Source organism: Inquilinus sp. CA228 (assembly GCF_052078665.1).
In the GTDB taxonomy this organism is placed as follows: Bacteria; Pseudomonadota; Alphaproteobacteria; order DSM-16000; family Inquilinaceae; genus Inquilinus.
In genome coordinates this window covers 23974-48310 of the sequence record NZ_JBQJIK010000064.1, presented here as the reverse complement: position 1 = coordinate 48310, position 24337 = coordinate 23974, and the positions used below count along the sequence as shown (strand labels likewise).

Annotated in this window: 26 protein-coding genes and 1 pseudogene; 17 read left to right on the top strand and 10 right to left on the bottom strand. The window is 70.3% G+C overall.

Features of this window, described 5'->3' with window-relative positions:
- The 5 genes and pseudogenes from ACTOWL_RS27420 to ACTOWL_RS27400 form a co-directional block, all read left to right on the top strand.
- Window positions 1-388: pseudogene (locus ACTOWL_RS27420) on the top strand (heme ABC transporter ATP-binding protein); the annotation flags it as partial.
- A 7-nt stretch (window positions 389-395) separates the two neighbouring features.
- Window positions 396-842 (top strand): Tat pathway signal sequence domain protein, encoded by a 447-nt coding sequence (locus ACTOWL_RS27415; protein ID WP_441324460.1) that lies wholly within the window; start codon window positions 396-398, stop codon window positions 840-842.
- 11 nt (window positions 843-853) lie between these two features.
- A complete protein-coding gene (locus ACTOWL_RS27410; RefSeq protein ID WP_441324459.1) occupies window positions 854-1522 on the top strand; it encodes a MotA/TolQ/ExbB proton channel family protein in 669 nt (222 codons plus the stop codon).
- Window positions 1522-2016 carry a protein TolR gene (gene tolR / locus ACTOWL_RS27405; protein WP_441324458.1) on the top strand — a complete coding sequence of 165 codons (495 nt, stop codon included), beginning with the start codon at window positions 1522-1524 and terminating at the stop codon, window positions 2014-2016. The genes ACTOWL_RS27410 and tolR overlap by 1 nt, the downstream gene beginning before the upstream one ends.
- On the top strand, window positions 2013-2927 hold the full coding sequence (locus ACTOWL_RS27400) for a TonB family protein (protein WP_441324457.1): 915 nt from the start codon (window positions 2013-2015) through the stop codon (window positions 2925-2927). Before tolR ends, ACTOWL_RS27400 begins: the two co-directional genes overlap by 4 nt.
- Here the strand turns inward: ACTOWL_RS27400 and ACTOWL_RS27395 are convergent, their stop codons facing one another.
- The 3 genes from ACTOWL_RS27395 to ACTOWL_RS27385 are packed head-to-tail and all read right to left on the bottom strand — an operon-like array spanning window position 2928 to window position 4542.
- Entirely contained in the window at window positions 2928-3191 is a 264-nt protein-coding gene (locus ACTOWL_RS27395) for a CDGSH iron-sulfur domain-containing protein (protein WP_441324456.1), read from the bottom strand.
- A complete protein-coding gene (gene mobA, locus ACTOWL_RS27390; protein ID WP_441324455.1) occupies window positions 3188-3829 on the bottom strand; it encodes a molybdenum cofactor guanylyltransferase MobA in 642 nt (213 codons plus the stop codon). Before mobA ends, ACTOWL_RS27395 begins: the two co-directional genes overlap by 4 nt.
- Window positions 3826-4542 carry a hypothetical protein gene (locus ACTOWL_RS27385; protein ID WP_441324454.1) on the bottom strand — a complete coding sequence of 239 codons (717 nt, stop codon included), beginning with the start codon at window positions 4540-4542 and terminating at the stop codon, window positions 3826-3828. The genes mobA and ACTOWL_RS27385 overlap by 4 nt, the downstream gene beginning before the upstream one ends.
- 108 nt (window positions 4543-4650) lie before the next feature.
- Here ACTOWL_RS27385 and moaA point away from each other — a divergent pair, with 108 nt between their 5' ends.
- Window positions 4651-5688 (top strand): GTP 3',8-cyclase MoaA, encoded by a 1038-nt coding sequence (moaA, locus tag ACTOWL_RS27380; RefSeq protein WP_441324453.1) that lies wholly within the window; start codon window positions 4651-4653, stop codon window positions 5686-5688.
- Between the two features lie 9 nt (window positions 5689-5697).
- Here the strand turns inward: moaA and ACTOWL_RS27375 are convergent, their stop codons facing one another.
- Window positions 5698-5826, bottom strand: a complete 129-nt coding sequence (locus ACTOWL_RS27375) for a hypothetical protein (protein ID WP_441324452.1) — start codon at window positions 5824-5826, stop codon at window positions 5698-5700.
- A gap of 141 nt (window positions 5827-5967) precedes the next feature.
- Between ACTOWL_RS27375 and ACTOWL_RS27370 the strand changes: the two genes are divergently transcribed.
- The 4 genes from ACTOWL_RS27370 to ACTOWL_RS27355 all read left to right on the top strand — a co-directional run bounded on the left by ACTOWL_RS27370 (window position 5968) and on the right by ACTOWL_RS27355 (window position 8838).
- Window positions 5968-6756, top strand: coding sequence for an NAD kinase (locus ACTOWL_RS27370; protein ID WP_441324451.1), 789 nt, complete (start codon window positions 5968-5970; stop codon window positions 6754-6756).
- A 142-nt stretch (window positions 6757-6898) separates the two neighbouring features.
- Window positions 6899-7921, top strand: a complete 1023-nt coding sequence (locus ACTOWL_RS27365; protein ID WP_441324450.1) for an SPFH domain-containing protein — start codon at window positions 6899-6901, stop codon at window positions 7919-7921.
- Entirely contained in the window at window positions 7918-8364 is a 447-nt protein-coding gene (locus ACTOWL_RS27360; RefSeq protein WP_441324449.1) for an NfeD family protein, read from the top strand. The genes ACTOWL_RS27365 and ACTOWL_RS27360 overlap by 4 nt, the downstream gene beginning before the upstream one ends.
- 18 nt (window positions 8365-8382) lie before the next feature.
- Complete coding sequence (locus tag ACTOWL_RS27355; protein ID WP_441324448.1) at window positions 8383-8838, top strand: hypothetical protein; 456 nt, start codon at window positions 8383-8385, stop codon at window positions 8836-8838.
- A 6-nt stretch (window positions 8839-8844) separates the two neighbouring features.
- On the opposite strand, the gene ACTOWL_RS27350 is transcribed toward ACTOWL_RS27355, so the two are convergent.
- Both ACTOWL_RS27350 and epmA read right to left on the bottom strand, forming a co-directional pair.
- Entirely contained in the window at window positions 8845-9789 is a 945-nt protein-coding gene (locus ACTOWL_RS27350; RefSeq protein ID WP_441324447.1) for an alpha/beta hydrolase, read from the bottom strand.
- 51 nt (window positions 9790-9840) lie between these two features.
- Window positions 9841-10932 (bottom strand): EF-P lysine aminoacylase EpmA, encoded by a 1092-nt coding sequence (gene epmA, locus ACTOWL_RS27345; RefSeq protein ID WP_441324461.1) that lies wholly within the window; start codon window positions 10930-10932, stop codon window positions 9841-9843.
- 199 nt (window positions 10933-11131) lie between these two features.
- On the opposite strand from epmA, the gene efp reads away from it, so the two are divergent.
- From efp to ACTOWL_RS27315, 6 genes are all read left to right on the top strand, one after another.
- On the top strand, window positions 11132-11698 hold the full coding sequence (gene efp, locus ACTOWL_RS27340) for an elongation factor P (RefSeq protein ID WP_441324446.1): 567 nt from the start codon (window positions 11132-11134) through the stop codon (window positions 11696-11698).
- Window positions 11699-11707: 9 nt separating this feature from the next.
- Window positions 11708-12535 carry an inositol monophosphatase family protein gene (locus tag ACTOWL_RS27335; protein WP_441324445.1) on the top strand — a complete coding sequence of 276 codons (828 nt, stop codon included), beginning with the start codon at window positions 11708-11710 and terminating at the stop codon, window positions 12533-12535.
- Between the two features lie 113 nt (window positions 12536-12648).
- A complete protein-coding gene (locus ACTOWL_RS27330; protein ID WP_441324444.1) occupies window positions 12649-13347 on the top strand; it encodes an OmpA family protein in 699 nt (232 codons plus the stop codon).
- An 11-nt stretch (window positions 13348-13358) separates the two neighbouring features.
- On the top strand, window positions 13359-14573 hold the full coding sequence (locus ACTOWL_RS27325) for a flagellar motor protein MotA (RefSeq protein WP_441324443.1): 1215 nt from the start codon (window positions 13359-13361) through the stop codon (window positions 14571-14573).
- A gap of 3 nt (window positions 14574-14576) precedes the next feature.
- On the top strand, window positions 14577-16151 hold the full coding sequence (locus ACTOWL_RS27320) for a peptidoglycan -binding protein (protein ID WP_441324442.1): 1575 nt from the start codon (window positions 14577-14579) through the stop codon (window positions 16149-16151).
- Window positions 16152-16240: 89 nt separating this feature from the next.
- A complete protein-coding gene (locus tag ACTOWL_RS27315) occupies window positions 16241-16870 on the top strand; it encodes an acyloxyacyl hydrolase (RefSeq protein WP_441324441.1) in 630 nt (209 codons plus the stop codon).
- An 18-nt stretch (window positions 16871-16888) separates the two neighbouring features.
- On the opposite strand, the gene ACTOWL_RS27310 is transcribed toward ACTOWL_RS27315, so the two are convergent.
- Window positions 16889-17584, bottom strand: coding sequence for a DNA-3-methyladenine glycosylase I (locus ACTOWL_RS27310; RefSeq protein WP_441324440.1), 696 nt, complete (start codon window positions 17582-17584; stop codon window positions 16889-16891).
- Window positions 17585-17688: 104 nt separating this feature from the next.
- Complete coding sequence (locus ACTOWL_RS27305) at window positions 17689-18558, bottom strand: hypothetical protein (protein ID WP_441324439.1); 870 nt, start codon at window positions 18556-18558, stop codon at window positions 17689-17691.
- A 190-nt stretch (window positions 18559-18748) separates the two neighbouring features.
- Here ACTOWL_RS27305 and ACTOWL_RS27300 point away from each other — a divergent pair, with 190 nt between their 5' ends.
- Complete coding sequence (locus tag ACTOWL_RS27300; RefSeq protein WP_441324438.1) at window positions 18749-19474, top strand: DUF899 domain-containing protein; 726 nt, start codon at window positions 18749-18751, stop codon at window positions 19472-19474.
- Window positions 19475-20100: 626 nt separating this feature from the next.
- On the opposite strand, the gene ACTOWL_RS27295 is transcribed toward ACTOWL_RS27300, so the two are convergent.
- Window positions 20101-23178 (bottom strand): efflux RND transporter permease subunit, encoded by a 3078-nt coding sequence (locus ACTOWL_RS27295; RefSeq protein WP_441324437.1) that lies wholly within the window; start codon window positions 23176-23178, stop codon window positions 20101-20103.
- Window positions 23179-23191: 13 nt separating this feature from the next.
- Window positions 23192-24331, bottom strand: a complete 1140-nt coding sequence (locus ACTOWL_RS27290) for an efflux RND transporter periplasmic adaptor subunit (protein WP_441324436.1) — start codon at window positions 24329-24331, stop codon at window positions 23192-23194.
- Window positions 24332-24337: the final 6 nt, after the last annotated feature.

Here is a 24337-nt window from a genome sequence, read left to right as displayed (position 1 = left end):
CTCCTACCCGACGCTGTCCGGCGGCGAGCAGCAGCGCGTCCAGTTCGCCCGGGCGCTCGCCCAGATCCACGGGACCATTGCCGCCGCGCCGACTTATCTGCTGCTGGACGAGCCCACCGCCAGCCTCGACCTGGCGCATCAATCCGCGGTGCTGCGCGTCGCCCGCGGCCTGGCCGATTCCGGCACCGGCGTGCTGGCGATCCTGCACGACCTGAACCAGGCCGCCCGCTTCGCCGACGAGGTGGTGCTGCTGCGCCGCGGCCGTGTCTTCGCCGCCGGCCCGCCGGCCGAGGTGCTCACCGCCGCGACCGTGGAGGCCGTGTTCGGCTGCCCGGTCGAGGTCATTTCCCATCCGCAATCCGACAGGCCCTTCCTTGTTCCGCTCTGAGGACATCATGACCAGCCGACGCCAATCAGTGTCCGCGCTCTTCGCCCTGCTTCTGGCCTTCTCCGCGGCGCCGGCCCTGGCCGAAGCCGCTGCCCCCGCCGCGGCCCCGAACGGCGTCAGCCTGGAGCTCAACACGCTCGAGCCGCGCGGCCAGAACTGCGCCGTGAACATGGTGTTCGGCACCGGCGACGACGCCTACCAGTCGTTCAAGCTCGACCTCGTCTTCTTCGGCACCGACGGCGCTATCCGCAAGCGCCTGGCGGTCGACGCGGCACCGCTCCGCGCCCGCAAGACCAGCGTCAAGGCCTTCGAGGTCTCGGGCCTGGCCTGCGACGCGATCGGCTCGGTCCTGGTCAACGACGTGCTCGACTGCCGCACCGAGGCCGGTGCCGTGGCCGACTGCATCGACCGGGTCGAGACCAGGTCGCGCCTGCCCGTCGCCCTGATGCGCTGAGGAGGCCACCGATGTCGCACGATCTCTCGATCATCACCCTGGTGCAGCAGGCGGACATCATCGTCCAGGGCGTGCTGGCGCTGCTGGTGCTGGCCTCCATCGGCTGCTGGGGCATCGTCCTCGACAAGCTGTTCACCATCGGCCGGTTGCGCCGCGCCGCCACCGCGCTGCGCCGCCGGGTCGACACCGAGCACGAGGTCGACGTGATCCCGGCCGACCCGGCCAAGCCGATCGTCGAGGCCGGCCTGGCCCAGTGGCGGGCGCTCGACCCCGAGGAGAGCCGGGCCGAATGCCGCGACCGGATCGAGCGGGCCATGCGCCGCGCCGCCGGCGAGGTGATCCGCCGGCGCGAGCTGGGGCTGCCGTTCCTGGCCACCATCGGCTCGGCCGCGCCCTTCGTCGGGCTGTTCGGCACGGTCTGGGGCATCATGAACAGCTTCACCTCGATCGCCAGCTCGCAGGACACCAGCCTGGCGGTGGTGGCCCCGGGCATCGCCGAGGCGCTGTTCGCGACGGCGATCGGCCTGGTCGCCGCGATCCCGGCGGTGATGGCCTATAACAAGTTCTCGACCGATCTGCGCCGGATCAACCAGACCTTCATCACCGCGATCGGCCAGATGGCCGAGCACCTGTCCGGCACGCGGCGTGCCGCCGCCGCCCGGCGCGAGGCCGCCGAGTAATGGCCGGCGCCCTGCTCGATTCCGGCGACGGCGGCGACGACTACGCGCCGCTGGCCGAGATCAACGTCACGCCGCTGGTCGATGTCATGCTGGTGCTGCTGATCATCTTCATGGTCGCGGCGCCGCTGATGATGGTCGGCGTGCCGGTCGACCTGCCGAAGACCAGCGCCGCCAAGATCGGCCAGCCGCAGAAGCCGGTGATCCTGACCGTCGACAAGGCCGGCACCTGGTCGATCGAGAACGGCCAGGTGCTGACGCCGGAGACCGCCCCGGCGGCGCTGCAGGCGGCGCACCAGGCCAATCCGGACGCCATGGTCTATGTCCGCGGCGACCGCGACGTGCCCTATGGCAAGGTGATGGAGGCGATGGGCGTGGTCGGCCAGGCCGGCTTCACCAAGGTGTCGCTGATCGCCCAGGGGGCGGCGCCCCAGCCGGCCGCTGCCGCCGGCGCGCCTGCTGCAACCGGGGCCGGCGCCGCGCCGACCGCGCCATGACCCGGTTGCGCGTGACGGGACGCGGCGTCGCCTATGCCGCGTCCGCGCTGATTCACGCCGGCGTGGTCGCGGTGCTGCTGCCCAGCCTGACGGGGTCGGCCGAGCCGACGCCGGCCGAGACGCCGATGGCGATCGAGATGGCCGGCTTCGGCGGGCCGGCGGATGCGCTGGACACGGCGGAACCGGTCGAGACCGCGCAGCCCGAGCAGATCGAGCCGACCGAGGCGGTGCCCGTCGAGACCGCGCCGACCCAGCCGGTCGAGACCGCCCAGCCCGATCCGGTCGAGACCGTCGTCGAGGAGCCGCCCCCGCCGGCCGAGACACCGGTGACGGAGGCGGCCGAGGTCGAGCCGCCGGAGCCGGCGCCGGAGACCCCGCCGCCGGAGCTGGTGACCACGACCGGCGAGACCGAGGCCGTGGTCGCCGCCGTGCCGGACACCGTCCAGGCCGTGGAGCCGGAGGTGGTGCAGCCCGAGGTGGTGCCGCCGCCGACCAAGCCGAAGCCCCGCGCCGAACGTCGGCCGCGGCGCGAGCAGCCGCGCCGGGCGGAGCAGCCCACGGCAGCGCCCGCCGAGACCGCGGCGCTGCCGCCGCAGGCTTCCCCTCCGCCCGCCGCCGCATCCGCGCCCAGCGTTCAGGCGAAAGCGGACTACACGAGCCGGCTCGGCGCCTACCTTCGACCGCGCATGAGGTCGGTCAACTCGCTGGTGCGGGAACAGACGTTTGCCACGGTCACGGTGACCATCGAAGCCGACGGGACCCTGAGCGCGGTGGAGCTGACCCAGTCCTCGGGATCCGCCTCCGTGGACAGGGAGCTCCTGCGGAAGGTGCGTGCCGCGTCACCCGTCCCTGCTCCCCCGGCCCGCATGGCCAACTACGCCTTCCCCTTCGACCTTCGCCCACCCCGCTGATCACAACCGGGCTCTACTCGGCGCCATGAAGTTATGGCGGCCGTCGCAGAGGGGCTGCCGGCCGCTGCGCTTGCAGGTGCAGAAGAAATAGGTCTTGGCCCGGGGCGCCACGAAGGCGACCGGGCCGATGCCGCAGCCTTTGTGCGCCCCGTCGCAGAAGGGCTGGGCGGCGCTGCGGCCGCAGGCGCACCAGCGCACCGCCTGGCCCTCGGCCAGCTCGACCGGGATCGGCGCGTCGCCGGCGCAGACCGGCTCGGCTGTCATGCCAGCTCCGGATGCCGCGCCAGCAGGCGCTCCGCCTCCGCCAGATCCTCCGGGGTGTTGCCGTTCAGGAAGGGGTCGACCGGGTCACGCGCGAACTCGACCACCGCGGTCCGGTGGCGCGCCATCCAGCGCTCGACCTTGCGGATCTCCTCCTCGACCAGGGCCCGCCGCAGGTCGCCGCGCAGCGCCACCGGCCACAGCGCCACCACCGGATGGGTCCGGCCGCCCGAGGCGGCGACGGCGATCTCCGCCCCGTGGTCGCGCCGCGCCGCCGCCAGCTGCGGCACCAGGTCGCAGGGGACGAAGGGCGCGTCGCAGGGAAAGCTGGCCATCAGATCGATCTCCGGCCTGGTCACGGCCGCCCAGTCCAGCGCCGCCAGGATGCCGGCCAGCGGCCCCGGCGCGCCGGGCACATCATCCGGCACCACCGGCAGGCCCCAGCGGGCGAAGCGGGACGGGTCGCCATTGGCGTTGAGGCACAGCGCCGCCACCTGCGGCGCCGCCCGGGCGATCACCCGGTCGAGCAGCGTGACGCCGGCCAGCGGCCGCAGCGCCTTGTCACCGCCGCCCATGCGCCGGGCCAGGCCACCGGCCAGAATCACGCCGAGCACCGGCGGGACCGCGCCGGCCGGGCTCATGCCACGGCGACCAGGACGACGGCCAGGGCAACCACCACGAGGGCGGCGACCAGAATCGGGCCGACGCCGCTCGGCCGCTCGACGATGCGGCTCACGGCCGGCTCGCCGACCCGCTGCACGGTGACCGGGCTGTCGCGCATGCGCTGGACCACGGCCGCTGCGGTGACCGGGCGCGCGACCCGGAACGACGCAGCGGCCTGTTGCTGCGGCGGTTTCTGCGGCGCAGGCTTGGCCTCCGTCCGCCGCGCCGTCACCTGGCGCAGCGCCGCCGCGATTGCCGTCGCGGCACTCCCCGCCGCGACCGGCTGGCGCGACCGGGAGCGCATCCAAACCAAGCCGACGAGGGCCAGCACCAAGCCGATGCCGCCGGCGATCAGCTGGTCGCCCCAGATCGCCAGCGGGTGGTCCAGCACGGCCCGGTCCTGCTGGTCGGGGTCGATCAGCACGGCCACCCGCTGCCCCGGCTGTGGCGCCGTCGCCAGGCCGGTGTCGACGGCGGCGTAGACGGCGCGCAGCGTGCCCAGGCGCACCACCGTCTGCGCCCCGGCCAGCGCCGGCGACGATCGGTCCCCGGCCCCGGGCGGCACAACCAGGCCCTGGACCTCCACCGCGTCCTCGCGCCACTGCTCGCGGTCCCAGGCGGCCTTGCCGGCGCCGAACGCCAGGAACGCGCCCATCAGCAGCAGCAGCACACCCACCAGTTTGCGGATCATCGGTCCCCGCCGTCTTCTCACATTGCGAAAAATCATACGCGTTCGGCGAAGGGCGGCCTATCGCGTTCGCCGGGGGGGCGTCCTATATTGTCGTATATGACGCTCCAGATGCCGACGCCAAGGATCGATCCGTCCCCCGCCTCCAGCGCCCCGCTGGTGGACCCGTTCGGCCGCGCCATCCGCTATCTCCGCGTGTCGGTGACCGATCGCTGCGACTTCCGCTGCGTCTACTGCATGGCGGAGGAGATGACCTTCCTGCCGAAGGCGGAGCTGCTGACGCTGGAGGAGCTGGACCGGCTGTGCAGCGCCTTCATCCGCTATGGCGTCGGCAAGCTGCGCCTGACCGGCGGCGAGCCCCTGGTCCGGCGCGACGTGATGACGCTGATCCGCAGCCTGTCGCGGCATCTCGGCACCGGCGCGCTGGAGGAACTGACGCTGACCACCAATGGCAGCCAGCTCGCCCGTCACGCCGAGGACCTGGCCGCCTGTGGAATCCGCCGGATCAATGTCAGCCTCGACACGCTGGACCCGGCCAAGTTCCTCGCCATCACCCGCTGGGGCAAGTTCGAGAAGGTGATGGAGGGCATCGCCGCGGCCAAGGCCGCCGGCATCAAGGTCAAGATCAACGCCGTGGCGCTGAAGGGCGTCAATGACGACGAATTCGATTCGCTGATCCGCTGGTGCGGCGAGAACGGCCACGACCTGACGCTGATCGAAGTGATGCCGATGGGCGACATCGGCGGCGAGGACCGGCTGGACCAGTATCTGCCGCTGTCGCAGGTGCGGGCCGATCTCGCCCGGCGCTGGACCCTGACCGAGACCGACTATCGCACCGGCGGGCCGGCGCGCTATGTCCGGGTCGAGGAGACGGGCGGGCGGCTCGGCTTCATCACCCCGCTCACCCATAATTTCTGCGAGAGCTGCAACCGGGTGCGGCTGACCTGCACCGGCACCCTCTATATGTGCCTCGGCCAGGACGACGCCGCCGATCTGCGGGCGCCGCTGCGCGCCGATCCGACCGATGCGGCGCTGGAGGCCGCGATTCGCGAGGCCATCCTGCGCAAGCCGAAGGGACACGACTTCTTCATCGACCGCCGCCACACGCAGCCCGCCGTGGCGCGGCACATGAGCGTGACCGGCGGCTAGCTCCGCCGGTCACAGGGTGAGCATCAGAATGGTCCCCGACAGCGCCGTGCCGGCGGTCACCACCGCGAAGCTCAGGCCGCACCGGGACAGCAGCACGGCGACCGTCGCGAACACTCCCACCAAAGCCGGAATCATCATCCAACTGCCCTCCCACTGGCATTCCCCGTTGATGACCCGGCCACTCTCCCCCACCTTCCGTGAAACGACCGTGAACGGCCGATTCACACTGCCTCACGGCCGGGGTGGACCGCGGCTCCACTTCGACTACAGTCACCGGCCATGACCCTCGCTTCCCCCGATCCGGCCCCGCCGCGCATGGCGATCCTCGCCGCCGATTCCGCCGAGGCCCTGGCGGCCCAGGCCCGGCTCGTCGCCCGCTGGGGCCAGCACCCCCCGGAATCGGCGGACGTCATCGTCGCGCTGGGCGGCGACGGCTTCCTGCTGGAGACGCTGCACCGCTGCGTCGACCGGCGCCGGCCGATCTACGGCATGAACTGCGGCTCGGTCGGCTTCCTGCTGAACGATTTCCAGGAGGAGGATCTGGCCAGCCGGGTGGCGGCGGCGCGCACCGTGATCCTGCACCCGCTGCGGATGCGGGCGACCACGGTCGACGGCACGGTACATGAGGCGCTCGGCATCAACGAGGTCTCGGTGCTGCGCCAGACGCGGCAGACGGCGAAGCTGCGAATCACGGTCGACGGCATCGTGCGCATGCCGGAGCTGACCTGCGACGGCGCCATCGTCTCCACCCCGGCCGGCAGCACCGCCTACAACCTGTCGGCGCATGGGCCGATCATCCCGCTCGGCGCCGGCATCCTGGCGCTGACGCCGATCAGCGCCTTCCGGCCGCGGCGCTGGCGTGGTGCCCTGCTGCCGCAGCGCGCGAAGATCGTGCTCGACATGCTGGAGCTGCCGAAGCGCCCGGTCAGCGCCGTCGCCGATTCGACCGAGGTGCGCGACGTGGCGCGGGTCGAGATCGCCGAGGACCGCTCGGTGTCGCTGCACCTGCTGTTCGATCCGGGCAAGACGCTGGAGGAACGGATCCTGAAGGAGCAGTTCGAGCCCTGATCCGCCTCCGGCCCCCTGGGTCGCCCTGCTACGTTGCCCCGCCCGGCTGCGATTCCGCCACAAAGTTCCGGTGAAATAATCCGGCCGGCCCTGTGGCCGCTATGGCACACTGCGGCCGCGCCAAGAGGAGCGGAACTCCATCATGCCGATCTCGCCGTTTGCGATCATCGTCCTGGCCATCCTGGTTCTGGCGATCGTCGTCATCTTCATGGGCGTCAAGTCGGTGCCCCAGGGCCGAGAATGGACGGTGGAGCGGTTCGGCCGCTACACCCGCACCCTGCGCCCCGGCCTGAACCTGATCGTCCCGTTCGTCGACCAGATCGGCGCCAAGCTGTCGATGATGGAGACGGTGCTGGAGGTGCCGCAGCAGGAGATCATCACCCGCGACAACGCCATGGTGACGGTCGACGGCGTGATCTTCTACCAGGTGCTGGACGCGGCCAAGGCGGCCTATGAGGTCGGCAGCCTCGAAACCGCGATCATCAACCTGACCATGACCAACATCCGCACGGTGATGGGCTCGATGGACCTGGACGAGCTGCTGTCCAACCGCGACCAGATCAACGTCAAGCTGATGAAGGTGGTCGACGACGCCACCGAGCCCTGGGGCGTCAAGGTCACCCGCATCGAGATCCGCGACATCACCCCGCCGCGCGACCTGGTCGAGAGCATGGGCCGGCAGATGAAGGCCGAGCGCGACCGCCGCGCCACCATCCTCGAGGCCGAGGGCACGCGGCAGGCGCAGATCCTGCGCGCCGAGGGCCTGAAGCAGGCGGCGATCCTGGAGGCCGAGGGCCGGCGCGAGGCCGCCTTCCGCGACGCCGAGGCGCGCGAGCGTTCGGCCGAGGCGGAAGCCAAGGCGACCGGCATGGTCAGCGAGGCCATCGCCAATGGCAGCGTCCAGGCGCTCAACTACTTCGTCGCCACCAAATATGTCGATTCGCTGAAGGCAATGGCCAGTGCGCCGAACCACAAGGTGCTGTTCCTGCCGCTCGACGCCGCCAATGTGATCGGCGCCATCGGCGGCATCGCCGAGATCGCGCGGGAAGCGTTCGGCCCCTCTGGCTCAAGGACCGACGGGAACCCGCCGCCGGCGTCCCGGCGGCCGCCGGCCGATCCTGCCGCGCCGGCGCCCGAGGGCGGGCCGTGGGGGCCGAAGGCATGATCGTCCAGGGCCCGGAATTCTGGTGGTGGTGGATCGCCGGCGTCTTGCTGCTGATCCTCGAGGTGATGGCGCCCGCCACCTTCTTCCTCTGGCTCGCCATCGCCGCCGGCATCGTCGGCCTGCTGTCCTGGCTGGTCCCGTCGATCGGCTGGGAAACCCAGGTGCTGATCTTCGCCGTGCTGTCGGTGGTCAGCGTCGTGGCCTGGCGCGTCTGGCTGAAGCCGCACACCGAGGCCAGCGACCAGCCGACGCTGAACCGCCGCGGCGAGCAGTATGTCGGCCGGGTGCTGACGCTGACCGAGCCGATCGCCAACGGCGTCGGCCGCATCCGGGTCGCGGACGCGACCTGGGGCGTGGAAGGCCCGGATCTGCCCGCCGGCACCCGCATCCGCATCGCCGCCGTGGTCGGGACCCGGTTCAGGGTCGAGCAGGATTTCGGATAGCCACGGATCGGGTCGGCCATGGAGATCAGACGTGCGATCGCCGCTGCAGGAGGGGCGCTGGCCGTCACCAGCTTCGCCGGGCATCTCATCCTGTTCGAGCAGTATCATGTCACGCGGCCGACCCATCCGGACCCGGTGTCGGGTCTGATCTACGTCTCGAACAGCCATGGCCATTACGTCTATCTCTCGGCCGCGGAGACGATCGGGCTGTCGCTGCTGATGTACCTTTTCATGGTCGGCTCCGCGGTCGCTGTGATCGCAATCCCCAAGACATTCCGGATTCAACCATCAGCGCCCTACCAGCCCGTCGGGCCGGTGAAATGGCGCCTGGACAGCGAGCAGCCGGCCACGCCGCTGACGGTGACCGTGTTCTTCGGCGCCGCGGCGATCACCGCGGCCCTGATCTATCTTGTCGGGCCCTGGGTCGCGGACGTCGTCGCCTCCAGCGGGATCGTCCTGCGCTTCATGTCGTGACGGGCGTCATATCGATCTCAGAGCCTCGTCAATCGCGGCGATCTGCGGCAGGCCGCCGGGGATCAGGTGGATCAGGGCGTTGAAGGCGTGGATCATGCCGGGCGCCATGACATAGGTGACCGGCACCTTCGCCTCCTTCAGCATCCGGGCATAGACCCGGGCCTCGTCACGCAGCGGGTCGCATTCCGCCGCCAGCACGAAGGTCTTCGGCAGCCGCGCCGGAATCGGGTGCAGGATCGGCGAGGCCAGCGGGTGGTCCGGCGCCTCGTCCGGCCCGAGATAGCATTGCCGGAACCATTCGAGGTCGACCCGGTCCAGCCCGTAGCCCTCGCCGTAATCGAGCACCGAATGCTGACTCATGGTCATGTCGAGCCAGGGGCACAGCAGATAGGTCAGCGCGATGCGCGGCCCGTTCTCGGTCGCCGCCAGCCGGCTGATCGCGGCGGCGAGGCCGGCGCCGGAGCTGGTGCCGCCGACCATCAGCCGGCGCGGGTCGCCACCGAAGCTCGCGGCGTGATGCGCGGCCCAGAGCAGCGCGTCATAGGCGTCGTCGATCGCCGCCGGGAACGGATGGTCGGGGCCGAGGCGGTAGCTGGCCGAGATCACCAAGGCCGGGGTGTTGGCGGCGATCCGCCGGGCCTCGTCCTCGCTCTCCTCGATGCCGCCGAGGACATAGCCGCCGCCGTGGAAATAGAGCGCGACCGGCAGCGGGCGCGTCTCCGCCCCCCTCGGCCGCAGGATGCGCAGCCGGCGGGGGCCGGCCCGGCCCTCGATCTCATAATCCTCGACGAGGTCCATCTCCGGCAGCTTCGGCATCCGCGACAGCTTCAGCTCGCTGAACACCGCCCTGGCCCGGTCCGCCCCGATATCGGCCCAGGACTGGATGCTCGTCTTCTCCCGCCACCGCTCCACCGCCTCCAGATACGTCTCGCAGTCGGGATGCAGGATCATCAAGAACTCCGGATCGACGGAACGGCCCCTCGTATAGCCCGGCCGAAACGTTCAGCGCGCGACCATCGTTCCGATGACGGGCGCCCACAGCACGTCGTCGATATGGTCGGCCCCGGTCGCGAGCATCACCAGGCGATCGAACCCTAGCGCGATCCCGCTGCAATCGGGAAGGCCGCCGCCGCGGTCCGGGTCCAGCGCCGCCAGGAAGTCCTCGTCGATCGGGTAGCGCACGCCGTAGAGCTGCTGCTTCAGGTCCATGTCGGCCTCGAACCGCGCGCGCTGGGCTTCGGCGTCGGTCAGCTCGCCGAAGGCGTTCGCCAGCTCGAGCCCGGCGACATAGAGCTCGAATCGCTCGGCGGTGCGGGGATCGGCCGGGTTCGGCCGCGACAGCGCCGCCATCGACACCGGGTATTCGGTCAGGACGCAGGGGCTGCCGAGGCCGAGCCGGGGCTCGATCCGCTCCAGGAACACGCGGAAGAACAGGTCGTCCCAGCGGTCGCCGTCGCGCGCCGGGATGCCGATCGCCGTGGTCGCCGCGTTCAGCAGGGCCAGGTCCGGGCTCAGCGGATCCGGCGCCGTCGCCAGCAGGTCGATGCCGGTGAATTCCAGGAACGCTTCCTGCACCGTCAGCACCCGCCATTCGGCGAAGGGGTCGCACTCCTGCCCCCGCCAACTCAGCCGGTCTCGCCCGGCGGCGCGTGCCGCCGCCTGGAACAGGGCGCGGCAATCGTCGATCAGCGTCTCGTACCCCTCCCCCGCCCGGTACCACTCGATCATCGAGAATTCCGGGTGATGGGTGGCGCTGCGCTCGGCGTTGCGGAACACATGGCTCAGCTGGAAGATCCGCTCCAGCCCGGCTGCGAGCAGCTTCTTCATCGCGAATTCGGGGCTGGTGTGCAGGTACAGGCGCTGGGCGTCGTCCGGATGCGGGCCGCGCAGCTCGGTCGCGAAGGCGACCAGATGCGGCTCCAGCCCCGGCGAGACCTGCAGCGCCGGGGTGTCGACCTCGAGGAAGCCGCGCTCGGCGAAGACCTGCCGCACGGCGGCCGTGATCCGCGCCCGCGCCTCCAGGTAAGGCCGCTTGCGGGCATAGACGCCGCTCTGCCACCAGCGGCCGCGCAGCCCGCGGATGCCTGCTTCCATCGCCATGGTTCGATCCGATCCCGTCATGCCGCCTCGATAGCAGGTCGCGGCGCGCGGTGCAGCGTTGCTATGGCGGCCCCGACTCGACGTTGCCCTTGGCGGGACTTGCTGCTAGGGTCCGCGCCCATCGCGCCGCCCTGTCGTGCCGCCCCGGCGCGCCAGTGGGGCGCGAAACGCATTTATCTGCAGAAGATCCGCCATGAAGGTCAACGCCATCACGATCCGTCCCGGCAACGTCCTCGAATACGAGGGCAAGCTGATGCTGGTGACCAAGATCGAGATCATTCAGCCGGGCAAGGGCAACGCCGTCATCCAGGTCGAGATGCGCGACGCCCGCACCGGCACCAAGACGCAGCAGCGGTTCCGCACCCAGGAGACGGTCGAGCGGGCCCGGCTGGACGAGCACGAGATGCAGTTCCTATACCAGGAAGGCGACCACTTCACCTTCATGGACAATGAGAGCTTCGAGCAGACCCAGGTTCCGGTCGACACGGTCGGCGAGCCGGCGCGCTTCCTGCAGGAAGGCATGGTCTGCACCGTGACCATGTATGAGGGCTCGGCCCTGTCGGTCGAGCTGCCGCAGACCGTCACCATGCAGATCACCGAGGCCGATCCGGTGGTGAAGGGGCAGACCGCCTCCTCCTCCTACAAGCCGGCGGTGCTGGAGAACGGCGTGCGGGTGATGGTGCCGCCGCATGTCTCCTCGGGCATCCGGATCGTCATCAACACGGCCGACGGCACCTATCTCGAGCGCGCGAAGGACTGATCTCCTCTTATGGCCGGACGTTCCCCCCTCATCACCGTCATGATCCGCGCGGCCCAGAAGGCCGGGCGCGGCCTCGTCCGCGATTTCGGCGAGGTCGAAAACCTGCAGGTCAGCCGCAAGGGCCCCGCCGACTTCGTGTCGGCCGCCGACCTCAAGGCCGAGGCGACCCTGCGCGAGGAGCTGACCCGCGCCCGCCCGCGCTTCGGCTGGCTGATGGAAGAAGGCGGCGTGGTCGAGGGCGAGGACAAGGACCGGCGCTGGGTCGTCGACCCGCTCGACGGCACCACCAACTTCCTGCACGGCATCCCGCATTTCGCGATCTCGATCGCGCTGGAGCAGGAAGGCGTGCCGGTGGCCGGGGTGATCTATAACCCGGTGTCCGACGAGCTGTACTGGGCCGAGAAGGGCGCCGGCGCCTTCCTCAACGACCGGCGCATGCGCGTCTCCGCCCGCAAGAACCTGCCCGACGCGCTGATCGGCACCGGCATGCCGTTCATGGGCCGCGGCGACAGCGTCGCCTATCAGCGCGAACTGGCGATGATCATGCCGCATGTCGCCGGCATCCGCCGCATGGGCGCGGCTTCGCTCGACCTCGCCTATGTCGCCGCCGGCCGCTTCGACGGCTTCTGGGAGGCCGGGCTGAACCCGTGGGACATCGCCGCCGGCATCGTCATGGTGCAGGAGGCGGGCGGCTTCGTCACCGACATCGACGGCAAGGGCCCGGCCCTGACCGCGGAGACGGTGGTGGCCGGCAACGCGCTGATCCACAAGACCCTGGCCATGGCGATGGCCAAGGCCCGCGGCCCGCGCGCGCCGAAGGCCGCGGCTGCGTCCTGACGCTGGCGTCCTGACGCTGGTTCACGATTGTTTCGCCCTTATCCGCTAGGCTATGGTCCGCCCCGTTGCATGCGGGTGTATGATCCATGGTCCGTAGCGTTGTGAGGTTCGGCTTGGCCCACCGTCAGCAGACCGACCAGCGGGCGTGGGCCCGCGTGGCAGTCCTGGTTCTTCCCGCCGCCCTGATCCTGGGGGCGGCGACCGCGAGGGCGGAGGATCCGCTCGCCGCCGGCGACCTGCCGCTCGACACCCGCATCCTGACCCGCGGCGAGGCCGCGCCCCCGGCGCCGCTGCCGGTGCCGACCTCGGCCGGGCCGGTGACCGGGCCGATCCCGTTCCTGGAGCCGGACCAGCCCGCCATCCCGTCCCTGCCCGGCGTGGTCGACGAGCCGGCGCCGGCCTATGACGCCGACGTGGTGGTCAAGGGCGCCGGCTTCGCCGACCCCAACGTCAAGGCCAAGGCCGTGCCGGGGATGGCCCCGGGCGACATGGTCGGCCTGATCGTCGGCGACGGCTTCCGCATCCGCTTCACCCCCGGCACCGAGGAGATCGGCACCGAGGCCGGCGACCTGCTGTCCGGCCTGGTCGAGAAGCTGGCCGCCGACGGCGCCAGCCAGATCGAGATCCGCGCCTATGCCGGGGCCAAGCCGGACCCGGCCAATGCTCGCCGCCTCTCGCTCAGCCGCGCGCTCAACATCCGCTCCTTCCTGATCGACCGCGGCGTCGACAGCAAGCGCATCGCCCTGCGCGCGCTCGGCAACACCTCGCCGCCGGACCAGCCCGCGGACCGCGTCGACCTCCGGATCCAGTAGAGAGCCGCCTGATGTCGATCACCGCCCTGGCAGCCCGCCCGACCTCGATACGCCCGGCGATGTCCAGCCCGCGGCGGTATCTGGTCCGGATGACGGCCTTCGTCATCATCGTCGCCATCGTCGCGGCCGTGCTGGGGCCGGGCGTGTCCTCCGCCTTCATGGCCAATCCGGCGCTGAACGGCGTGATCCTGGCCACCACCGTGTTCGGCATCGTGTTCTGCTTCCGGGCGGTCGTGAACCTCGAGCCCGACATCCGCTGGATCGAGGCGCATCTGGCGCAGCGCGCCCAGGGCGGCCGGATCGCGCCGGTGCAGCCGCGCCTGCTGGCCCCGATCGCCCGGGTGATCGCCGAGCAGCAGGGCGAGCTGAGCCTGTCGCCGATGGCGCTGCGCTCCCTGCTCGACGCCATCGGCGCCCGGCTCAGCGAAAGCCGCGAGATCTCGCGTTACCTGATCGGCCTGCTGATCTTCCTCGGCCTGCTCGGCACCTTCTGGGGCCTGCTGGAGACGGTGCGCTCGGCCAGCGGCGTGATCGCCGGGCTGGACATGGAGGCCGCCGATCCCAGCGCCGCCTTCGCCACCCTGAAGCATGGGCTGGAGGCGCCGCTGACGGGCATGGGCACGGCCTTCAGCGCCTCGCTGTTCGGCCTCGCCGGCTCGCTGGCCCTGGGCTTCCTCGAGCTGCAGGCGAGCCAGGCGCAGAACCGCTTCTACAACGAGCTCGAGGACTGGCTGTCGGCCAACACCCGCCTGTCCGCCGGCCCGCAGGCAGGCGGCTACGAGATCGAGGCCGGCGAGCCGGTGTTCCCCGCCTATATCGAATCGGTGGTGGCGCAGACCGCAGAGAATCTCGACGCGCTGCGCCGCCTGACCGTGCAGGCGGAGGAGGAGCGCCGCGGCCAGGGTGGCGCGCTCGGCGCCGTCGCCACCCAGCTGGCGACGATCGACGACCATCTGCAGAGCCAGCAGGCGATGACGGCCAGGCTGGCCGAGGGCCAGGCGGCGACCGCCGCGGTGCTCAGCCGCCTCGCCACCGCCCTCGAATCCGACCGCTTCGGCATCGACGAGCCGACCCGCCAGCACATCCGCAGCCTGGACACCACGGTGCGCCGGATGATCGAGGAGATGTCGACCGGCCGGATCCAGCTCTCCGGCGAGATCCGGGGCGAGATCAAGCTCTTGGCCCGCACCATCGCCGCCCTGGCCGAAGGCACCGAGGGGCGCTGACGCATGGCGATGCGCGGCCGGTTCTCCTTCAACGATCGACGCCAGGTCGATGTCTGGCCCGGCTGGGTCGACGCGCTGTCGTCCCTGCTGATGGTCGTCATCTTCCTGCTGATGGTGTTCCTGGCCTCGCAATTCTACCTGTCGACCGTGGTCAGCGGCCGCGACGAGACCGTCGGCCGGCTGAACCGCCAGGTCTCCGAGCTGACCGACCGGCTGGCGCTGGAGCAGGACAGCGGGCGCGACCTGAAGACCCGGATCGACCGCCTGTCCGCCGATCTCGAGGGCAGCGCCCGCGAGCGGACCGATCTCGGCAGCCGCCTCGCCGCCGTGCAGCAGGACCGCGACGCCATCGACCGGCAGCTGCGCACCACCCTCGCCCAGGTCGAGACCCTGACCGGCGGCACCACCGACCGCGACGCCCAGCTGCAGGAGGCGACGCGGGTGATCCGCGACAACCAGGCGACGATCGAGCGGCAGCGGCGCGAGCTGGCCCAGCTGCAATCCGACCTGGCGACGCTGCGCACCGGCACCCAGGACCGCGACCTGACCGTCGGCAACCTCTCGACCGCGCTGGACGCCAGCCGCAAGGAGGCCTCGGATCTCGGCGCCGAGTTGGATCGCACCCGGACCGACCTGGACCGCACCCAGGCCGAGCGGGACCGCGCCCAGCAGGATTTGAAGACCGGACAGGAGCGTGCCCAGGCGCTGAAGACGCAGCTCGCCGCCTCGCAGCAGGACGTCAAGGCCGGGCAGCAGCGCGCCGAGGCGCTGGAGTCGCAGGTCGCCGCCTCGCAGCAGGACGTGCAGGACCTGACCGCCCAGGTAGCGCAGCTCGACTCCCGCATCGCCGAGCTCAGCGGCACGCTCGACCGCGCCACCGCGGCGCTGGCGACCGAGAAGTCGACCAGCGAGAGCGAGCACAGCCGCGGCGAGCAGCTGGCGGCCGAGGCGGCGGCGCTGCGCCAGCAGCTCTCGGACATCGAGGGCACGCTGCGCGATTCGGAGAAGACGGTCGGCGACAAGGATGTCGAGATCGCCAACCTGACCTCGCGCCTCAACCAGGCGCTGGTGCGCCGGGTCGACGAGCTCAATCGCTCGCGCTCCGTCTTCTTCGGCCGGCTGCGCGACGTGCTCGGCGACCGGCAGGACGTCCGGGTGGTCGGCGACCGCTTCGTGTTCCAGTCGGAGGTGCTGTTCCCGGTCGGCTCGGCCGATCTGCAGCCGGGCGGCGAGGAGCAGCTGGCCACCTTCGCCGGGACGCTGAAGCGAATCGCGGCCCAGTTCCCGCCCGATGTCGACTGGCTGCTGCGCATCGACGGCCACACCGACCGCCAGCCGATCACCGGCGGGCCGTTCCCGACCAACTGGCAGCTCTCGACCGCCCGGGCGCTGTCGGTGCTGAACTTCCTGTCGAGCCAGGGCATCCCGCCGCAGCGCATGGCGGCCGCGGGATTCGGTGAGTGGCAGCCGCTCGACACCGGCAACACGCCCGACGCCTATCGCCGCAACCGCCGCATCGAGCTGCGCCTCGACCAGCGTGGCGACAGCGGCCCGGACACCGCGGCCGTGGCGCAGTGAGCGGGCGGAAAAGCGTTGCGTCGGGTTTCGCACGCCCGTAATCATCCCCAACCCCGGGGCCTGGCTCCGGCAGGAATGAAGGGTGTGGAATGAAGAAGCTCCTGACCGGCGTCGCCGTGGCTGCCGTCGTGCTCGGATCCGTGCAGGCGGCGCAGGCCCAGTCGGTGCCCATCTGGATCGGCATCGGTTCGGCCGCGATCCTCGCCGCCGGCATCCTCGGCGAGAATTCGGACATCGGCGACATCCGCGTCGGCAACGGCGCCACCGACCTGCCGCTGTCGCTGACGCTCGGCGCGGGCTACTACAACATCCTGAACGACAAGGGCGAGCCGGGCCACGAGGACCGCGACAAGGGCGGCGCCGGCATCGGCCGGGTGGAGCTGCGGTTCAACCAGGAGTTCCTGCGCATCCGGCCCTTCATCGGCATCGAAGGCAACACCGAGTCGGCCACCTACGTCTATGGCGGCGGCATGCTCGACGTCCGCTTCGGCGAGCACTTCATCCTGTCGCCGAATGCCGCGGTCGGCGCCTATTTCAACGGCGACGGCCGGGACATGGGCTCGACCCTCGAATTCCGCACCGGCATCGAGGCGGCGTGGGAGTTCGACAACCGGATGCGGATCGGCGCCGCCTTCCATCACATCTCCAACGCCGGCATCGGCGACGTGAACCCGGGCGTCGAGACTCTGACGCTGAACCTCTCGATCCCGCTGAACTGAGCGGCCAACGTCGCGGCTCTATCGGCGGCCGTGGCCGACGTCGCCGGTGCTCATGGCGAGGATGCGGCTGATCTCGGTCAGGTCGCGGCCAGAATCCGCCGACCAGCGGTTGAAGGCCTGCTGCATGGTCTTGAAGTCGCCCTTGCCGCCCGGCGCCTTGGCCAGGACGCCTTCGCGGATCAGCGCGGCCACGACGTCGCCGGTCGGGATGAAGGCCGGCTTGCCGATCGCCCGCAGGAAGCGCATGCCGGTGTCGCCGCCCAGGCGGCTGCCGCGCTTCTTCAGGATCTCGAGCAGGCCGACATAATCGGCATCCGGCCAATCGGCGAGGAATTTCGCGGCGCTGCCGTGCTCGGCCGCGAGGTCCAGCAGGAATTGGGCGTTGGCCGTGACCGACTGGATTTTGGCGCCGTGCCGGACGATGCGGCTGTCCTTCAACAGCGCATCGGACCGCTCCTCCGACAGCGCGGCACAGCGGCGGGGATCGAAGCCGTCGAACGCGGCCTCGAAGCCATCCCATTTCGCGGCGATCACCTTGGAGGCGAAGCCGGCGTTGAAGATACGCCGGGTCATCTCCGCCAGGATGCGGTCGTCGGGCGTGGCGGCGATCTCGGCGGGCGTCTTCGATTTCGTCTCGGCGAGGGCGCGTTCGAGCACGTCCATGCCGCCGCGACGCTCCGCCGCCAGCGCGACGATCTTGGCGAAATCACCCATGCCCGCAGTCCTCCGGTTCGGCGCAGGCGGACAGGAGAGCCTCTCCCTCCGCATCGATCCAGAGGAAAAATCCGGACCGTTGCGCCGCGCCGACGCCGCGCCGATCACCCGGTGTCGGGAGCGTCCGGATCGTCGAGCCAGAGATAGGGGTCGATGCCGAGGGAGCGGGAGAGTCGTTCGGCGATGCTGAAAATGGTCTCGGTGTCGAACCATCCGACCACATCGGCCTCCTGCAGCCGGACCGCCAGCCCGGCCCTGAGCCCGGGGATGCGGGCCGGATCGAGCTTGGCGAAGGCCTGCTCGACGGCGGCGCTGGCGGCGTCCCGGCGCCGGGCCCGCTCGGCCTGGATCTCGGCCTCGTCGCCGGCCGGCCGGGCCGGCCGCGGCGTGGTCTGCCAGGGGCGGGCCCAGAGGCGCCATTCCTCGGTGAGGCCGAGGCCGCAGGCCAGCTCGGCCATCACCGAGCCGAGCGGCCGGTCCTCGACCTGCTCGTCGCTGTCGTAGAGATCCTCGACCCGCTCCTCGAGCTCGTCCTGGAGGGTGGCGGCGCGATCGCGATCCTTGATCTCTTGCCAGATGATCTCGCCCAGGGTGCTCTCGACCTGGTTGCGGTGATCGTCACGGCGAGCCTGCTGGGCGGCCTCGCGGTCGGCGGCCTGGACTTTCTCGCGGGCACAGAGCTGGTCGGCGGCGCGGCTGCGCAGGGCGAGTGAGCGCTGCACCGAGCGGGAGAAGCGGCTGAAGGCCATCCCGGCCTCCTGCGCCTCGGCCCGGGCCGCCTCCACCGCGGCCGCGTCGGCCTTGGGCCAGGCGGCCTGGGACTGGGCGGCCAGCGCCCGCGCACCTTCGGCCTCGGCCAGCTGCATGCCGATCTCGGCCAGGCGCGTGAGCATCTGGATCTGCTGCAGCGCGAGGCTGCGGCAATACGCCAGGACGTCGAGATCTGCTGGTGCGGGCTCCATGGAACGTATCATGAACGAGATTCGGTAGAGCGCGCAATGAACATTGCGTTTACGAGCCGTCCCGGGCCGGCACGGGACTCGCGCCACACTTGTCACTCCCGCTGTCCAAGGCCCGGCATCACCCTATCTCACCAGCAACACCGGGCGATCAGCGGCCTTGCGCTTCGGCCGCAAGGCCTCGCCCGAATTCGGAGGAAACGCCATGACCAGATCAGCCGAGACCGGACGAAGAGAGACCGCCATGGACACGCCGCCCGTCGTGTCGCCCGAGGCCTGGGAGGCCGCCCACGAGCAGCTGCTCGTGAAGGAGAAGGCCCAGACCCGCGCCCGTGACGCCCTGGCCGCCGAGCGCCGGCGGATGCCGTGGATGGCGGTGGAGACGAATTATGCCTTCGAGGGGCCGGCGGGCAAGGCCAGCCTGCTCGACCTGTTCGACGGCCGGCGCCAGTTGATCGTCTACCGCGCCTTCTTCGAGCCGGGGGTGTCCGGCTGGCCCGACCACGGCTGCAAGGGCTGCTCGATGGTGGCCGACCAGGTCGCCCATGTCGCCCATCTGAACGCCCGCGACACCACCCTGGTCTTCGCCTCGCGGGCGCCCCAGGCGGAGATCGCGCGGCTGAAGGCGCGGATGGGCTGGACGATGCCGTGGGTCACCCTCACCGACAGCTTCGACGCCGATTTCGGCGTGGACGAGTGGCACGGCACGAACGTGTTCTACCGCGACGGCGACCGCGTGTTCCGCACCTACTTCATCAACAACCGCGGCGACGAGCAGATGGGGAGCACCTGGACCTACCTCGACATCACGCCGCTGGGCCGGCAGGAGGCCTGGGAGGATTCGCCCAAGGGCTATCCGCAGACCCCGGCCTACAACTGGTGGAACTGGCACGACAGCTACGTCGAGGGCGCCGCGCCGGACCGGAAATAGGTGTCGGACGCCGGCGAGGCTGCGTTCCGGGACAAGGACAAGGGCCCGAAGGCGTGAGACAGGTCCGGCGGCGGGAGCCGTCGGCTTCGTTCGCCGGGCTGGTCGCCGGAGCCGTCACGCTAGCGTCGGCTCCGGCGCCGTGCCGGCCGCGCCCTCGGCATGGTGGACGGCGGAAATTGCGGCGACAGTGCATTTCTGGCGGACCTGCAGCCCTGCTTGACGGAAGTGCCCGTGCGGCTCGCACCGGGCGACATAGCGGGAAGCTCGGAAAGACCGCGCGCGCCGGCCGAGCCACAGCGCTCCCCATCCCATCCGGAGCCGACGAATTCATGCAATGTCACCGCAATTTTCAAGTTCGAGCTTGATGGCAAGGGTCTGCGGTGCGACGTCCGCCCGCCGGTAACTCATGAAAATCAGGTTGCCGAGAGCCCTCGAATCCATGTGACGCCTTCAACTCGTACGCGACCTGGAAAATTGAGCTACCGCCTTTCGAATGATTGCCGAGAACTTGCGAGCAAGCAAGCTGCCGGGGCCGCCCGCATCGGCCCTATGGACTGCTTCGTCGGCTGTGCCTCCTCGCAGCGGCGGTTCGGGGGCGAGAGTTCAACGGCCCGCCGGCCGCGCGCTCACGCCGCCGTCGGCTTCGGCTCCGCCTCCACCGCGCCCTCGGCATGGTGGTTGGCGGCGAGCAGCATGTAGACGGCGGGCACCACGAACAGGGTGAAGATCGTGCCGATGGTCAGGCCGCTGGCGATCACCAGGCCCATGTTGAAGCGCGACACCGCGCCCGCACCGGTCGCCAGGATCAGCGGCACCACGCCCAGCACCATCGCACCCGTGGTCATCAGGATCGGACGCAGCCGGATCGAGGCGGCGCCCTCGATCGCCTCGCGCTTGGTCTTGCCAGCCTTCTGCAGGCCGTTGGCGACCTCGACGATCAGGATGCCGTGCTTGCTGATCAGCCCCATCAGGGTGACCAGCCCGACCTGGGTGTAGATGTTCATGGTGGCGCCGCCGACCCCGACGCTGATGAAGGCCAGCGCCCCGGCGATCGACATCGGCACCGAGACCAGGATGATCAGCGGGTCGCGGAAGCTGTTGAACTGGGCCGACAGCGCCAGGAAGATGATGATCAGTGCCAGCGCGAACATCTGCACCAGGCCGCTCGATTCCTGCACCGCCTGGCGCGACTGGCCGCCGTAATCGACCGAGTAGCCCGGCGGCAGCGTCTTCGTCGCGAGGTCGTTCAGCGCCGCCAGCGCCTGGCCGGTCGAGACGCCGGGCGCCGGCACGCCCGAGATCGTGGCCGAATTCAACTGCTGGAAGTGGGAGATCGCCCGCGGCGCCGCCTCGGTCTTGATCGTGGCGATCGAGGAGAGCGGGATCTGGGTGCCGTCCACCGCGGTGATCGGGTAGTTCAGGATCTGGTCGGTGTTGAGGCGCGAGATCTGCTGCACCTGCGGGATCACCTGGTAGGACCGGCCCTCGATGCTGAAATAGTTGACGTAGCCGCCGCCGAGGATCGCCGCCAGCGCGCTGCCGACATTGTTCATGGTCAGGCCCAGCTGGGCCGCCTTGTCGCGGTCGATCACGATCTCGGCCTGCGGCTTGTCGATCTGCAGGTCGCGGGTCAGGAAGATGAACAGGCCGGTCTTCTGCGCCGCCTGCTGGAAGGCGGCGCCGACGTCGTTCAGTTCCTCGAAACCGGAGGTGGTGCCGATCGCGAACTGGATCGGCAGGCCGTTGCTGCCCGGCAGCGGCGCCGGCTGGAACGCCACGCTCTGGGCCGCCGCGATCTTGGCGATGTCCTGCTGCAGCAGGGTCTGGACGGTGCCGGCGGTGCGGTCGCGCTGGTCCCAGGGCTTCAGCACCTGGACCGCGATCGAGGTGGCGCTGCTGTCGATGCCCAGGGTGTGGCCGGTCTCGGGATAAGCCCGCATCGCCGCCGCCACCTGGTCGGAGCTCGACGCCTTCTGGTCCAGCGAGGCCTGCGGCGGGTTGGTGGTCGAGACCAGCACCGCGCCCTGGTCCTCGTTCGGCGCCAGCTCGGTCTGCGCCCCGGCATAGAGGAAATAGATGCTGCCGAGCACGATGGCGGCGAAGACCAGCGCCACCGGCACGGTGTTCAGGCTGCCGTGCAGCATCCGCTGATAGGGCCGCCTTATGCCCTCGAAGCGCCGGTCGATGAAGTCCGACAGCCGCTCCTCCCAGCCGCTGCGGTCGGTCAGATGCGGCTTCAGGATGCGCGAGCACATCATCGGCGTCAGGGTCAGCGCCACCACCATCGACACGGCGACGGCGCCGACCAGGGTGAAGGCGAATTCGGTGAACAGCGCGCCGGTCAGCCCGCCCTGGAAGCCGATCGGGACATAGACCGCGACCAGCACCACGGTCATGGCGATGATCGGCCCGACCAGCTCGCGCGCCGCGTCGATCGCCGCCTGCAGCGGCTTGGCCCCCTCCTCGATGTGGCGGTTGACGTTCTCGACCACGATGATGGCGTCGTCGACCACCAGGCCGATCGCCAGCACCAGCGCCAGCAGGGTCAGGAGGTTGATGGAGAAGCCGAAGGCCAGCATCATCGCGAAGGTGCCGACCAGCGACAGCGGGATCGCCACCACCGGGATGAAGACCGAGCGCGGCGAGCCGAGGAACAGGAACACCACCAGCACCACGATCACCAGCGCCTCACCCAGGCTGGTGGCGACCTCGGTGATCGAGCTGGTGACGAAGGCGCTGGAATCGTAGATCACGGTGGCGTGCAGCCCGGCCGGCAGCTGCGCCTGGATGCCGGGCAGCGCCGCCTTCACCCCGGCGACGACGTCGAGCAGGTTGGCCGTCGGCGCCACCTGGATGCCGATGAAGACGCCGGTGTTGCCGTCGACCGTGGACCGGCTCTCATAGTCCTGGGCGCCGAGCACGATGTTGCCGAGGTCCTTCAGCCGGATCACCGCGCCGTCGGCCTGCTTGACCACCAGGTTCTTGAACTCCTCGACATCGTGCAGGTCGGTCGAGGCGGTCAACGTGATCTCGGTCATCCGGCCCTTGGTGGTGCCGACGCCGGAGATGTAGTTGTTGTTGCTGAGCGCGGTGTAGACGTCGGTCGCGGTCAGGCCATAGCCGGCCAGCTTGTCGGGGTCGAGCCAGACCCTGAGCGCGAACACCTTCGGGCCCAGCAGCTCCGCGGTCTGCACCCCCTCGACCGACTGCAGCTTGGGCTGCACCACGCGGGTCAGGTAGTCGGTGATCTGGTTCGCCGCCAGGACATCGGAGTAGAAGCCGATATACATGGCGTCGATGGTCTGGCCGACCGACAGGGTGATGGTCGGCTGCTGCGCCGCCGCCGGCAGCTGGTTGATCACCGAGTTGACCTTGGTGTTGATCTCGGTCACCGCGGCGTCCGAATTGTAGTTCAGCCGCAGGTTGACGGTGATGATCGAGGTGCCGCTGGTCGAGGACGACGTCATGTAGTCGATGCCGTTCGCCTGGGCGATGGCGTTCTCCAGCGGCGTGGTGATGAAGCCGGCGACCACGTCCGGGTCGGCGCCGTAATAGGTCGTGGTCACGGTCACGACCGCGTTCTCGGTCTTCGGGTACTGCCGCACCGCCAGCGACTGGTACGACTGGTAGCCGAGGACCACGATCAGCGCGCTGACCACCAGGGCCAGCACCGGGCGCCGGATGAAGATGTCGGTGAAGTTCATCGGGGTGACGCCTTCAGCTCGGGTCCGCCACGGACGGGTTCGGGTCGTTCGGCGGCGTCACCGCGTTGTTGATCGTGACCGGCGAGCCGTTCTGCAGCTTGAGCTGGCCGGAGGTGACGACGGTATCGCCCGCCGCCACGCCCTTCGACACCGCGACCTGGTCGCCGCGGCTGCCGGCGGTGGTGACGAAGATCTGCTTCACGGTCTGGCCCGGCGCGGCGCCGGAGACGATGTAGGCGATGTCGCCATAGGGGTTGGAGACGATCGCCGTCGTCGGCAAAGTGACGTAGCGCTGCGGCTGGCCGACCGCGACCGCGGCCTTGGCGAACATGCCGGGCAGCAGCAGGTGGTCCGGGTTGGCGAAGCTGGCCCGCACCGTCAGGCTGCGGGTGGTGCTGTCGACCAGCGGGCTGATCGCGGTGATGGTGCCGTCGAAGCCGCGGCCCGGATAGCCGTCAAGCGTCGCCGACACCGGCTGGCCGACCTTGAGCTTGGCCAGGGCCTGCTGCGGCAGGGTGAAGTCGAACAGGATCGGGTCCAGCGACTGCAGGGTGACCATGGTGGTGCCGGCCGAGAGGTACTGGCCGAGATCGACCTGGCGCGTCCCCAGCCGGCCGGCGAAGGGCGCCTTGACCGTCTTCTTGTCGATCAGCGCCTGCTGCGCCGCGACCTGGGCCTGGTCGGCCTTCAGGGTGGCCAGGTCGCTGTCGACCGTGGCCTGGCTGACGCCCTGGGCCTTGAGCTGGCGCAGGTCGCGGTCATAGGTGACCTGGGCGTTGTCGGCCGCCGCCTGGTACTGGCGCAGCGTGGCGATGTCCTCTTCGGCGCGCAGCTGCACCAGCGGCGTGCCGGCGGCCACGTCCTGGCCGTCCTGGAAGCTGAAGGATTCGACGATGCCCGCCACCTCGGAGGACAGGTCGGCGCCGTTGAGCGCCCGGAAGCTGCCCACCGCCTCCAGCCGCTCCTGCCAGTCCGACGACGTCGCGGTGGTGGTCGACACCGTCTGCGGCGGGTTGCTGCGGGCCGCGATCGCCTGCGCGATCATCTGGCTCTTGAAGGCCTGGAAGCCGAAGATGCCGCCCAGGATCACGCCGATCACGATCAGCATGATCCCCATGCGGATGATCAGCGAAGCCGTTCTGCTCTTGGCCATCTCTCT